General features: G+C 46.5%; 9 protein-coding genes, 1 tRNA gene and 1 pseudogene. 9 read left to right on the forward strand and 2 right to left on the reverse strand.

The window, feature by feature from the left end; genetic code table 11:
* The first annotated feature begins 35 nt into the window (after positions 1-35).
* Positions 36-4,595, forward strand: a complete 4,560-nt coding sequence (gene gltB, locus C5I45_RS10070) for a glutamate synthase large subunit (protein ID WP_025852251.1) — start codon at positions 36-38, stop codon at positions 4,593-4,595.
* A 16-nt stretch (positions 4,596-4,611) separates the two neighbouring features.
* Positions 4,612-6,093 (forward strand): glutamate synthase small subunit, encoded by a 1,482-nt coding sequence (gene gltD, locus C5I45_RS10075; RefSeq protein WP_025852249.1) that lies wholly within the window; start codon positions 4,612-4,614, stop codon positions 6,091-6,093.
* 459 nt (positions 6,094-6,552) lie between these two features.
* On the opposite strand, the gene C5I45_RS10085 is transcribed toward gltD, so the two are convergent.
* Positions 6,553-7,533, reverse strand: coding sequence for a zinc-binding dehydrogenase (locus tag C5I45_RS10085; protein ID WP_025852247.1), 981 nt, complete (start codon positions 7,531-7,533; stop codon positions 6,553-6,555).
* A 118-nt stretch (positions 7,534-7,651) separates the two neighbouring features.
* Here C5I45_RS10085 and C5I45_RS10090 point away from each other — a divergent pair, with 118 nt between their 5' ends.
* The 4 genes and pseudogenes from C5I45_RS10090 (at position 7,652) to C5I45_RS10105 (ending at position 10,469) form a co-directional block, all read left to right on the forward strand.
* Positions 7,652-8,518 (forward strand): LysR family transcriptional regulator, encoded by an 867-nt coding sequence (locus C5I45_RS10090; RefSeq protein WP_015388139.1) that lies wholly within the window; start codon positions 7,652-7,654, stop codon positions 8,516-8,518.
* A 52-nt stretch (positions 8,519-8,570) separates the two neighbouring features.
* A pseudogene (locus tag C5I45_RS10095) lies at positions 8,571-8,810 on the forward strand (His/Gly/Thr/Pro-type tRNA ligase C-terminal domain-containing protein); the annotation flags it as partial.
* A 37-nt stretch (positions 8,811-8,847) separates the two neighbouring features.
* Entirely contained in the window at positions 8,848-9,150 is a 303-nt protein-coding gene (locus C5I45_RS10100; protein ID WP_003153841.1) for an ArsR/SmtB family transcription factor, read from the forward strand.
* A 143-nt stretch (positions 9,151-9,293) separates the two neighbouring features.
* Positions 9,294-10,469, forward strand: a complete 1,176-nt coding sequence (locus tag C5I45_RS10105) for an MFS transporter (protein WP_003153843.1) — start codon at positions 9,294-9,296, stop codon at positions 10,467-10,469.
* Positions 10,470-10,515: 46 nt separating this feature from the next.
* On the opposite strand, the gene ggt is transcribed toward C5I45_RS10105, so the two are convergent.
* Positions 10,516-12,291 carry a gamma-glutamyltransferase gene (gene ggt, locus C5I45_RS10110; protein WP_107994362.1) on the reverse strand — a complete coding sequence of 592 codons (1,776 nt, stop codon included), beginning with the start codon at positions 12,289-12,291 and terminating at the stop codon, positions 10,516-10,518.
* A gap of 243 nt (positions 12,292-12,534) precedes the next feature.
* Between ggt and C5I45_RS10115 the strand changes: the two genes are divergently transcribed.
* From C5I45_RS10115 to C5I45_RS10125, 3 genes are all read left to right on the forward strand, one after another.
* Positions 12,535-12,765 (forward strand): excisionase family DNA-binding protein, encoded by a 231-nt coding sequence (locus tag C5I45_RS10115; RefSeq protein ID WP_003153848.1) that lies wholly within the window; start codon positions 12,535-12,537, stop codon positions 12,763-12,765.
* 316 nt (positions 12,766-13,081) lie between these two features.
* On the forward strand, positions 13,082-13,627 hold the full coding sequence (locus tag C5I45_RS10120) for a site-specific integrase (protein ID WP_003153850.1): 546 nt from the start codon (positions 13,082-13,084) through the stop codon (positions 13,625-13,627).
* Between the two features lie 42 nt (positions 13,628-13,669).
* Positions 13,670-13,742 (forward strand) — tRNA-Arg (locus tag C5I45_RS10125).
* The last annotated feature ends 51 nt before the right edge of the window (positions 13,743-13,793 follow it).

Here is a 13,793-nt window from a genome sequence, read left to right on the forward strand (position 1 = left end):
GATAATTAACGGAAACTGATCGGGGGAGAGGAATTATGACTTACAATCAAATGCCGAAAGCACAAGGTCTCTACCGTCCGGAATTTGAGCACGATGCATGCGGAATCGGCTTGTATGCCCATTTAAAAGGGAAACCTTCACATGACATTGTCAAAAAAGGACTGAAGATGCTTTGCCAGCTGGATCACAGAGGAGGACAGGGCAGTGATCCGAATACGGGTGACGGCGCCGGCCTGATGGTTCAGATCCCTGATGCTTTTTTTAAGAAAGAGTGCGGAGAAATGAAGCTGCCGGAAAAAGGCCGTTACGGGGTAGGAATGGTCTTTTTCTCGCAAAATGAAGAGGAAAGAAAAAAGATCGAAAAACAGGTGAATGCATTCATTGAGCAGGAAGGACAGATCGTTCTCGGCTGGAGAACCGTCCCTGTAAATGTCGGAAAAATCGGAACAGTGGCACAAAGCACTTGCCCGTATGTGCGTCAAGTATTTATCGGAGCCGCAAACGATTTGAAAGACAGCCTTGCTTTTGAACGCAAACTGTATGTCATCCGGAAGCAGGCGGAAAATTGGGGCGTTCAAGAACAGCTTGATTTTTACTTCGCAAGCTTGTCAAGCCAGACTATTGTTTATAAAGGGTTGTTAACGCCTGAGCAGGTTGACGCTTTTTATTTGGATTTGCAGGATGAAACCTTCGTATCTGCATTTTCACTCGTGCATTCAAGATTCAGCACAAATACCTTTCCTACTTGGGAACGTGCCCATCCGAACCGCTATCTGATTCATAACGGAGAAATCAATACGCTTCGGGGCAACATCAATTGGATGAGAGCGAGGGAGCAGCAGTTCGTTTCAGAAAGCTTCGGAGACGATCTTCACAAAGTGCTGCCGATTTTAAATGCTGAGGGCAGTGACTCATCCATTCTTGATAATGCGTTTGAATTTTTCGTGATGGCGGGGCGGAAACCGGCACATACGGCAATGATGCTGATTCCGGAACCATGGACGGAAAACACTCACATGTCTAAAGCGAAACGGGCTTTTTATGAATATCACAGCTCTTTAATGGAGCCGTGGGACGGGCCGACCGCCATTTCGTTTACGGACGGAAAACAGATCGGCGCCATCCTTGACCGTAACGGCCTGCGTCCGGCACGTTACTATGTGACAAAAGATGATCATATTATTTTCTCATCTGAGGTCGGCGTTATTGAAGTGGAGCAGGAGAACATTCTTCATAAAAAACGTCTGGAGCCCGGAAAAATGCTGCTCATTGACTTAGAGGAAGGCCGGATTATTTCAGATGAAGAAGTAAAAACAGAAATCGCCAATGAATTCCCTTATCAAAAATGGCTTGAAGAAGAATTGGTTCAAGTGAATCCTGACCCGGAAATCCGGGAAGAGGAACAATTCGATGATCTTCTCGTCCGTCAAAAAGCGTTTGGCTATACGTATGAAGATATTCAGAAGTATTTAATTCCTGTTATTAAAGAAGGCAAGGACCCGCTCGGCTCTATGGGAAATGATTCGCCGCTCGCCGTTTTATCCGATCGCGCCCAATCACTGTTTCATTACTTTAAACAGCTGTTTGCGCAAGTCACAAACCCGCCGATTGACGCGATCCGCGAGCAGCTTGTGACCTCTACGGTGACATGGCTTGGAGCTGAAGGCGATCTGCTGCATCCGAGTGAAAGAAATGCACGCCGCATAAAATTGTATACTCCTGTATTATCAAACGAACAGTTTTATGCGCTGAAAACACTTGTGCACCCTGACATTAAGAGCCAGAACATCCGCACGCTGTTTTCCGATGACCTGGAAAAAGGCCTGAAGGATTTGTTTCAGCAAGCGGAAAAAGCGATCAAGGAAGGCGTATCTCTGTTAATTTTATCTGACAGGGCAATGAGTAGGGAATTGACGCCGATTCCGCCGCTTTTGGCCGTCAGTGCGCTGCATCAGCATTTGATCCGTCAAGGCCTGCGAACAAAAGCAAGCATTATCGTTGAATCCGGGGAAGCGCGTGAAGTTCATCACTTTGCGGCTCTCATCGGGTATGGTGCCGATGCTGTCAATCCGTATTTGACTTATGCTACGTATAAGCAGGAAATCGATGAAGGCCGGCTTGATATTCCGTATGAAGAAGCTGTCAGCAAATACGGAAAGAGCGTAACAGAAGGCGTCGTGAAAGTGATGTCAAAAATGGGGATTTCAACTGTGCAAAGTTACAGGGGCGCCCAAATTTTTGAAGCGGTCGGCATCGGTGAAGACGTTATCGCCAAATACTTTACCGGTACTGCATCTCAGCTTGGCGGAATCGATATTGAGACGATTGCGCAAGAAGCGAAACAGCGCCACCAAGCGGCGTACAAGGATGATTACAGCCAAACTCTTGATCCGGGAAGTGAATTCCAATGGCGGAACGGGGGAGAGCACCACGCTTTCAACCCGAAAACCATCCATACGCTGCAATGGGCCTGCCGAAAAAATGATTACAGCCTGTTTAAGCAGTATTCTCAAGCAGCGGATGAAGAACGAATCGGATTTTTACGCAATCTGTTCGCCTTCAAAGAAGACCGCAAGCCTTTAAAATTAGAGGAAGTTGAATCAGCTGCGTCCATCGTGAAACGTTTTAAAACAGGAGCGATGTCGTTCGGTTCATTAAGCAAGGAAGCCCATGAGGCTTTAGCGATAGCGATGAACAGGCTTGGCGGAAAAAGCAACAGCGGAGAAGGCGGCGAGGATCCGAAACGTTTCGTTCCGGATGAAAATGGCGACGACAGAAGAAGTGCGATTAAACAGATCGCTTCCGGCCGTTTCGGCGTAAAGAGCCATTATCTCGTCAATGCGGATGAATTGCAGATCAAAATGGCGCAAGGGGCGAAGCCGGGAGAAGGCGGTCAGCTTCCGGGGAACAAAGTATATCCTTGGGTCGCGGATGTCCGCGGTTCTACACCAGGTGTAGGGCTGATCTCACCGCCTCCTCACCATGATATTTATTCAATTGAAGATTTGGCGCAGCTGATCCATGATTTAAAAAATGCAAATCGAAGCGCGCGAATCAGCGTCAAGCTCGTGTCAAAAGCCGGTGTCGGCACGATTGCGGCCGGTGTGGCAAAAGGCACTGCGGATGTCATCGTCATCAGCGGCTACGATGGCGGAACGGGCGCATCGCCGAAAACGAGTATTAAACATACGGGTCTTCCGTGGGAGCTTGGTCTTGCAGAAGCTCACCAAACGCTGATGCTGAACGGCTTACGGGATCGCGTAGTATTGGAAACGGACGGTAAGCTGATGACAGGCCGAGATGTCGTGATGGCCGCCTTGCTCGGTGCGGAGGAATTCGGCTTTGCTACAGCGCCGCTTGTCGTTCTCGGCTGCGTCATGATGCGCGCCTGCCATTTAGATACATGTCCTGTAGGTGTCGCGACGCAAAATCCGGAGCTCCGCAAAAAATTCATGGGCGATCCTGACCATATCGTAAATTACATGCTGTTTGTCGCAGAAGAAGTGCGTGAATATATGGCGCAGTTAGGCTTTAAGACGCTTGATGAAATGATCGGACGGACAGACGTTCTTCATGTCAGTGAACGTGCGAAAGCGCATTGGAAAGCGGGCCAGCTTGATTTATCCACACTGCTGTACCAGCCTGAAGGCATACGCACTTTCCGTACGGCGCAAAACCATAAAATCGACGAGTCGCTTGATATGACGGTTATTCTTCCGGCGGTGCAGGCTGCAATTGAAGCCGGTCAGGAAGCGGAAGCTGAAATCAAGATCAATAATACAAACCGCGTAGCCGGAACCGTGACGGGAAGTGAAATTTCTAAACGCTACGGAGCGGAAGGCCTGCCGGATGATACGATCAGACTTCATTTTACCGGATCAGCCGGACAGAGTTTCGGTGCATTTGTCCCTAAAGGGATGACGCTTCATTTGAACGGGGATTCAAATGACTACGTAGGCAAAGGGCTTTCAGGCGGAAAAATCATCGTGAAAGCGCCTGATGCCTTCAATTGTGAAACACACGATAACGTTATTATCGGGAACGTCGCATTTTACGGAGCAACAAGCGGGGAAGCGTACATTAACGGGCGCGCCGGTGAACGTTTTGCAGTCCGTAACAGCGGAGTCAATGTCGTTGTAGAAGGTATCGGAGACCACGGCTGTGAATACATGACAGGCGGCCGGGTTGTCGTCCTCGGCGAAGTCGGCAAAAACTTCGGGGCGGGAATGTCAGGCGGTATCGCATACGTCCTGAGTGAAGATGCCAAAGCATTTAAACGCAAATGCAACATGGAAATGATTTCATTTGAAAAGCTGACGGATGAGGCGGAGATCAAAGAAGTGCAAGAAATGGTCAAACGGCATGCGGCGCTGACAAACAGCAAAAAAGCCGCAAATCTCCTGGACAATTGGGAAAAAGCCGCAGAAACTTTTATCAAAGTCATTCCGAAAAACTATAAACAAATGCTCCTCAGCATCGAAGAACAAAAAGCGGCGGGTTTATCAGAAGAAGACGCAATTATGTATGCTTTTGAAGCCAATACAAAGGTTCAGCAAACGCCTGCCAAAGATCAAAAACAAGCGGTAGTACAGTAAGAAAGGGGAGAGGAACATGGGGAAACCAACTGGATTCATGGAAGAAAAACGAGAAAAACCGGCTGAGCGGGACCCTCTCACTCGCTTAAAGGATTGGAAAGAGTATTCGGCTCCATTTTCAGATGAAGCGTCAAAGCGGCAGGGGGCGCGGTGTATGGATTGCGGCACACCGTTTTGCCAAATCGGCGCTGATATCAACGGTTTTACCTCCGGATGCCCGATTTATAATCTGATACCGGAGTGGAATGACCTCGTCTATCGGGGGCGCTGGAAAGAAGCCTTGGAGCGCCTTCTGAAAACGAATAACTTTCCTGAATTCACAGGGCGGGTCTGTCCCGCTCCTTGTGAAGGATCTTGTACGCTGGCCATTTCAGATCCGGCTGTTTCAATTAAAAACATCGAGCGGACGATCATTGACAAAGGTTTTGAAAATGGATGGATTCAGCCGAGAATTCCCGCGAAACGCACAGGTAAAAAAGTCGCTGTCGTCGGTTCAGGCCCGGCGGGTCTGGCAAGCGCTGATCAGCTGAATCAAGCCGGTCATTCCGTAACGGTCTATGAGCGTGCCGACAGAGCCGGCGGCCTGCTGATGTACGGCATTCCGAGCATGAAGCTTGAGAAAAATGTCGTCGAACGCCGTATTAAGCTTTTGACGCAGGAAGGTATAGATTTTGTGACAAATACCGAAATCGGCGTTGATATAACGGCAGATGAGCTGAAAGAACAATTTGATGCCGTCATTTTGTGCACAGGCGCCCAAAAGCAGCGCAATCTGCTGATTGAAGGCCGGGAAGCAAAAGGCGTCCATTATGCGATGGACTATTTAACACTGGCGACGAAAAGCTATTTAGATTCCAACTTCAAAGACAAACAATTTATAGACGCTAAAGGGAAAGACGTCATCGTGATCGGCGGAGGAGACACAGGAGCTGACTGCGTGGCAACCGCGCTGCGTCAAAAAGCGCGCAGCGTGCACCAGTTCGGGAAACATCCTAAACTTCCTCAGATGCGCACGAACGACAATATGTGGCCTGAACAGCCGCACGTCTTTACCCTTGAATACGCCTATGAAGAAGCGCAGGCAAAGTTCGGCAAAGACCCGAGAGAATATTCAATTCAAACGACAAAAATGGTGGCCGATAAGCAGGGCCGCTTACAAGAGATCCACACCATTCAAATGGAAAAAGTCAGAAACGAATTCGGAAAGTATGAATTTCATGAACTGCCCGGTACAGAAAAAGTCTGGCCTGCTCAGCTGGTGTTCATCGCCATCGGTTTTGAAGGGACAGAACAGCCATTATTGAAACAGTTCGGAGTCGATTCGGCAAATCATAAAATTCAGGCGGCATATGGGGATTATAAAACGAATGTTGACGGTGTTTTCGCCGCAGGGGATGCGAGAAGGGGCCAAAGCCTGATTGTATGGGCGATTAATGAAGGCCGGGAAGCAGCGCGCGAAGTCGACAGTTATTTAATGGGGAGCACTGTTTTACCGTAAATAAAGGGGTTTATTTATAAAACCGGCTGGGATCAGCCGGTTTTTCGTATTGAAATGGAACCTCCTTCTTCTTGTATTGGTCATATAAGGGTAATGTGGAAATGGAGGATAAATATGGAATTTTGTTTTACAGAGCGGAGAGATTGTTTTCTTCCGCAGACTGATACGATTTGCAAGCCTTGCGCAGTCGATTTGCTGGCAGATTTTAATCGATGAAGAAAAACATATTGAATTTCAAGCGAAAACAATGCGCAAGTTCTGCCGGCGCCGCTTAAAGTCCACCAATACGTGTGCTGTGCTTCCCGCTTTATTTTATTGACGGGCACTTTACCCGTCGTGTGGCTGTATCATCGAAAAGTTTTAAAAGCTGTTTGTTTATTTGAAAGAAGCCGATTAAGAGTATGTCAGAGCGGAAACGCTTAAAAACAAATAAGGGAACGGACGGGTCCGTTCCTTTTTTTAGACATCTATACGAAAGCCGATATTGCCGAACTGCCGTCCTTCCCGCATTCTGTTAAAAGCGGGAGCTGCTTCACTGAGAGGGTACATGCGGTCGATAATGGGACGGAGCTCGCAGCGGTTTATCAATTCCAGCATATCCGCGAATTCCTCATTGCTTCCCATTGATGTACCGAGAATATGAATCTGCGGAAAAAACAGCGAGCGAATGGGAAATCCGAGCTGATCGCCTGAACTGGCGCCGAATGTTACGATCCGGCCATTCGGTTTAATAATGTCAAGATAGTGTTGATATAAAGCGGGGCCTACACCGTCAAGTATGATATCTGCTTTTTCGCCATTCAGCGCCTCATTCCAGTCACCGTAGCTGTCAATCGCCCGGTCTGCACCGTATGACAGTGCGGTTTGTTTTTTGTTTTCACTGCGGGAGGTGACGCTGACTGTCGCTCCGATAGCTTTTGCCATTAATAAGGCATATGTTGCCACGCCGCTTCCGATGCCCGGAAGGATAAGGTGTTCGCCTTTTTTTAATTGTCCTTTTGTAAATAAGGCGCGATAAGCGGTTAATGCTGATAACGGCAGGACGCCCGCTTCCTCCCAAGTCAGGTGTTCGGGTTTTAAAACGGCATTTTCCGCAGGAACGATGACATAAGGTGAAAATGTTCCGTCGCTCGGACCGCCTAAAATATCAGGGACGGCTGGTACGTCCTCAACAGTCTTCCAATTCAGTACCGGGTTGATGATGACTTCTGCATTCAGTAAATGAGACCGGACGCCGTGTCCTATTTCGGTTACGATTCCCGCGCCGTCTGAACCGAGAATAAATTCATGGTTTCCGGTTTCGTGTTTTTTCATTAAAAACAAATCACGATGGTTTAATCCGGCTGTTTTCAGCTTTATTTTTACTTCGCCGTTTCCCGGCCTTTTGTCAGGTGCCTGCCTGAAATTAAAGCCATTTTCGTGTATGATAAGGGCATTCATCATTCTTCTCTCCTTTATGATTGATGAGAAAGATTTTACAGGCTGTATCAGCTGCAGTAAATAAATGAAAATTGATAGCCGGCTATCAATAAAAATCATAGCAAGAAGGTGCCCTTACATGGAAAGCGGAGACTTAAAGATTTTTCAGGCTGTCGCCCGCAAAGGAAGTATTTCAAAGGCGGCAGAAAGCCTGCATTATGTTCAATCAAATGTGACAAACCGGATTCAGCAGCTGGAACGGCAATTGCAAACACAGCTTTTTTACCGCACAAATCGGGGAATGACGCTGACGCCAGCAGGTGAAAACTTATTAAAAGACGCAGACAGAATCCTTCAATTGCTGCATGAGGCGCAAAAAACAGCGCAAGAGGCAGGCGATCCGAACGGCCCGCTTCGAATCGGTTCTCTTGAAACGGCAGCAGCCGTCCATCTCCCTCAATTTTTCACGGAGTATTGCAGCCGCTACCCGAAAGTACAGCTGTCTCTGTCAACCGGTGATACACATACCTTAGTGCAGCGCGTTCTACACTATGAGCTGGACGGCGCTTTTGTTTACGGACCGGTCGAATATGAAGATCTTGAGCAAGTCGCTGTATTTCAAGAAGAATTGGTCTTGGTTTCAAATAAGCGGGAAGGCAGTTTGCAAGACTTGCTGCGAGAGCCGATTCTGTATTTTGCCGCGGGCTGTTCGCACCGCCGCAAAATAAAAAACATACTGAAAGAAGAGGCAGTGCCCGCACATAAAATCATTGAATTCGGTACGTTGGAAGCCATTATTGGGGCGGTGCAGGCGGGGATGGGGGTCTCCTTTCTGCCTGCATCAGCCGTCCGTTATTTTCAAAACAGGAAAAATCTTTTTCTTCATAAGCTCCCTGAACATTTTCGGAATATGAATATATCATTCATCTACCGGAGTGATTTATTTTTGACATCGGCATTTGAAGAACTGCTGAATGGATTAAAGACATTATCGAACAGAAGATGAGAAAAAGGACAGCTGTGTACGCCAATTTTTTTTCGTTCCGGTTTTTCTCAAAAAGAAAGCGGGTATCCGGGCTGAGCTCGATCAGCGTGATGAAAAACTCGGCTATAAAATCAGAGAAGCACAAATGAAAAAAATACCGTATATGGCGGTTGTGGGAGATCAAGAGTGCCGCCATTATTCTGTACATGTAAGGCAATACGGGCGGGAAAACACATTTGAAGAGAATGTGAGTGATTTTATTTCCCGGATCATAAGAGAGAAAAAACAAAAAATAGAGATTCAAGAAAAATAACATTGACATATCGTAAAATCACGATATAATAAAGCGTATGAAACCTATTGATGTTTTTAAAGCATTGTCTAATGAGTCGCGGCTTGAGATTTTACAATGGCTGAAAGAGCCGGACCGTCACTTCGCACCGCATGATGGCATTGATATGAATGAGATCGGAGTATGTGTCAGCCAGATCACCGATAAGCTTCAGATGACACAGTCAACGGCGTCTCAATATCTTTCCATTCTTCAGCGGGCAGGCCTTATCCAAACAAAACGGATTGGCAAATACACCTATTATAAAAGAGATGAAGATGCGATAAAGGCGATGGCCGATTATTTTCAGCGCGAAATGTAGGGCTGAATCCTTTAGAAGAGGGATTCAGTTTCTTTTTCCGACTACACATCGACATATTGCGATTTGTTTCTGTTTATTCAACTCTTTATATCGATATATCACAATATATCTTTATATAAATCATCAATGAAGGAGTGTGTCAGGTGCAAAATACCTGGAAGATTTACATTTTGGCAATTATCAGCTTTTTAGTGGGGACGTCTGAATATGTGATATCCGGGATGCTTGATAAAATTGCAGGTTCCTTGGGAGTTACTGTGGCAGCAGCAGGGCAGCTGATTACGATTTTTTCACTTGTTTATGCAATCGGAACGCCTGTCATGATGGCCCTTACAGCAAAACTGGACAGAAGGAAGCTCATGATCTATGCTCTTGGATTGTTTGTAATCGGAAATATCATTTCATTTCTTGTACAGGGATACGGATCATTTGCGGCAGCCCGGGTGATCATGGCGATTGGAGCAGGAACTGTGGTGGTCACCGCGCTTACGATCGCAGCAAAAATCGCTCCTCCGGGAAAACAGGCAAGTTCTCTCGCGACCGTCATTATGGGGTTTACGGCGGCGCTCATTATCGGTGTTCCGATCGGAAGAACCGTGTCTGAAGCTTTTGGCTGGAAGGTGGTTTTCGCCGGAATTGCGGCAATCGGAATCATTGCCATGCTTATTATACGTTTTGCGTTGCCTGAGATAAAAGGAGATAAACCGGTGCCGCTCATTCAGCAATTTTCTCTTTTGAAGAAACGAAAGGTGGCTGTCGGGCTTGCTATTACGTTTTTTTGGCTCGGAGGCTATTCGGTTGCGTATACGTACCTTTCTCCGTATTTACTGAACGTCACTCATATCGGCAGCGGAATACTGAGTACATTGCTGCTTATTTTCGGTGTTGCAAGTCTTGCTGGTTCTAAAGCAGGCGGTTTCAGCGCAGACAAATGGGGGGCGCGTATGACATTAACCGGCGGAATGGCGCTTCATGCTATCATGCTCATGTTATTGCCGTTTGTCACACATTCTGCTTTCGGAGCGGCGGCAGTGCTTATTTTTTGGTCCTTCGCCGCCTGGTCATCAGGACCTGCTCAGCAGTATCATTTGGCAACGATGGAGCCTGAATCATCGGGTGTATTACTGGGTCTCAACCAGTCTGTGATGCAGCTGGCTATGGCGGCCGGGGCGGGCATCGGGGGCATTGTTGTCACTCATCTGTCTCTTGCGTCAGTGACATGGATCGGATCAGCTGGTGTTGTCATCGCGATGTGCGGCGTGCTTTCACTTGCCTCGTTAACATCTGAAAAACCCTCATCTGAATACAGTGCAGAATAAACAAAAGCCTCATTTCTCAGCTTGAGAAACGAGGCTTTTTGCCTAGTTATTTTTTATATTGTTTCAAGTTTACGCCGATTGCGGCTCCGTTTCGGCTTGAGTCGGCAACTCCGGTGAAGGTGCCGTTTTCACGGTCGATCAGGATGCTTTGCACATTACCGATATCAACCGGGCTGCTGCCGAATTTATGCCCCATTTCGTTCAGTTTTGTGAGGGCTTCTTCCGGCACTCCTTTTTCATATCGATAGGATGTCATGCTGTTTGTGTAAATTCTCGGCTCTTCGACCGCCGCTTTCAGATCCATGCCGTACTCAACTTTGTTCAGGATCGTTTGCAGGACGGAAGAAATAATCGTTGCTCCGCCGGGAGAGCCGACAGTCAGGACAGGTTCGTTATTTTTGAATAAAATAGTCGGAGTCATGCTGCTGAGCGGACGTTTATTCGGCTGCACTTCATTTGCGCCGCCAGGCACCGCATCGAAGTCTGTTAACTCATTATTCAACACAACGCCGTATCCGGGAACCATAATGCCGGAACCGAACAGCTGTTCAATCGTTGTCGTATAAGATACGACATTGCCGAAGCGGTCGGTTACCGTGAAGTGAGTCGTTTGGCCTTCTTGTTTGTCAGTCGGCTGCTTCACTTGTTTATAGTTTGCAGAACCTTCCTGATAGGCCCAAGGGTCGCCGGCTTTCGGTTTTTTATTGACTTTATCAATATCTATCAGCTGTCTGCGGGCATTGATATAATCTGGATTCAAGAGGCCTTTGAGAGGGACGTTGACGAATTCTGGATCCCCGGCAAATGCGGCGCGGTCAGCATAAGCCAAATGCATCGTTTCTGCGAGAAGCTGATATTTTTGCCAAGAACGGATATCATATTGAGAAAGCTTAAAATCATCCAGGAGGTTCAGCATTTGCAACAGGAAAACACCGCCCGAGCTTGGAGGAGGAGCAGTTGCGATATGATAGCCCTGGTAATCTCCCCAGATCGGTTCGTCAATCGTCACATTGAAGTTTTTAATATCTTTTTCTGTCATTGAGCCGCCGAATTCCTGCACTGTTTCCGCAAGCTTTTTGGAGAATGCACCGTCATAGAATGCTTTTGTGCCTTTGTACTTAATAGCTGTAAATGTTTTGGCTAAGTCTTTTTGGATGAGTGTGTCTCCTTCTTTCAGAGGTTTTCCGTCCGGAAGAAACACGTCTTTTGCAGCGGTGTGTGATAATTTGTCTTTATAATCTGAGATGGCATCAGCTAAAACCGAATCGATCGGAAAGCCTTTTGAGGCAAGTTTAATGGAAGGGGTGATGAGTTGTTTCATGGAGCGTGTGCCCCATTTGTCGAGCGCTTTTTCAAGTCCTTTTAATGTTCCCGGAACACCGACTGCAGTCCCTTTAGTAACGCGTTCGGAGAAAGGGATGGCTTTGCCGTTCTCGTCAAGGAACATATCCGGTGTTGCGCCTGCCGGTGCGCGTTCCCGGCTGTCGATAATGGTGGTGTCTTTCGTCTTCGCATCATAAACCATCATAAATCCGCCGCCGCCGATTCCCGACATCATAGGTTCAGTTACGTTTAATGCGAATTGAATGGCGACCGCGGCGTCAACTGCATTGCCTCCTTTTTTCAGCACGTCGGCACCGATTTGTGAAGCGAGAGGATGGGCGGTGGCAACCATGCCGTCTTTGCCGACATCTACCTGTTTGTAGTCGTCATAGGAAAACGGGTGTTTCTTAGCCTGAGCGTGATAAGGGATGCTTCCGGCCGCGAGCAAAGTACTGAGCAGAACGATAAAACAGAGATTCATAAACTTTTTCTTTTTCATAGTCTGCCTCCTTTGTTTTCCGCTTACAATTATAGAGTAAGTAAAATGTGCTGTTTTCACAAGTGACAAACGGAATAGTCCGGTGCGCAAAAAGCCGGAGTTTCTGTGTGAATGTAATCAGTCGCAAATAGGCTAAATGGGAAACCGGACAGAAAAAGCTGTGAAACAAGCATAAAGACAAAAAATAAGCTACAATAAACAAAACAGAATTCACTCACATGACATATGAAAGGAACGTGAGCCATGTATTTAACGATCAAAGAGACAGCTGAGTTTACCAGTCTTCCTGAAGAATATGTGCACAATCTTGTTTTGACGAATAAAATAAGGGCCGTACATGACGGACAGCAATATTTAATCAACAAGGAACAATTTCAAACCCATCTCGAACAGCTGGAAAAATATAAGGAAATGATTCAAGAGTTTTTAAATGAGCCGCTTCCTGAAGACATTGATGTAAAAGATGAAGACTAGGACACAATTTCATATTGTGTCTTTTTTTTTTTATTTTTTTCGGTTGCTCACAAAAAAACGAATGCTCAGATTTCGTTTTAAGGACGTTGTTTTTCTTTTTTAATACCGTGAGTATCTATTGATTTAAAAGCCCGCCACCGGGTCGAAAATGATGTTTTTGAAGACTTCGATGAAACTGCATGCCTTATTCCCCTTATGTAACACTATGTATATTATGTTACATAAGGCCCTTTATCCTTTATCATTCAACAGGTTTCGGCTATAATAGTAACATAATGCTCAATATGTTACTTTACCAATTATAAGGGGTTTTTTGATGCATATCGTACAGCCGATCCGAAGTTTGGAGAAGATCCAGGAAGTCAAACAGTATTTAATGAAGAAAAGTGATCGTGATTATTTTTTATTTATTTTCGGCATGAACAGCGCACTGCGGATTTCTGATGTTCTGCCGCTTCGCGTGAGGGATGTAAGGAACAAAGATCATGTGTGGGCAACCGAAAGCAAAACGAGAAAGAAAAGAAAAATTCTGATACTGGAGTCTTTGAAGGCCGACATATACGCTTATACAAAAGACATGAAAGAGGATGACTATTTGTTTAAATCGAAACGGACGAATAAGCCCATTTCCCGGATTCAGGCATACAGAATATTAAAGGAAGCAGCTGCCGCGTGCGGATTGGAGGAAATCGGGACGCATACGCTTAGAAAGACGTTCGGGTATCATTTTTATCAGAGGACAAAAGACATTGCTGAACTGCAGAGGATTTTGAATCATTCTTCTCCGTCTATTACAATGCGTTATATCGGAATAGATGAAGATACGACGAGAGCCGCCTATAAAGTGTTCGGAGGGCTGTAGGCTTGAAAAAAACGGCCGCCAGCGTTACTATAATAGAAGCAGGCTCTAGTAGCACAGCGGATAGTGCAGCAGTTTCCTAAACTGCAGGTCGGGAGTTCGAATCTCTCCTAGAGCGTTTTTTGTATAAGATAGGCGCGGATTAATAATGTCGGCAAGACAGAAAACC

The sequence above is a fragment of the Bacillus sp. ZY-1-1 genome, assembly GCF_003047165.1.
Taxonomy (GTDB): domain Bacteria; phylum Bacillota; class Bacilli; order Bacillales; family Bacillaceae; genus Bacillus; species Bacillus velezensis.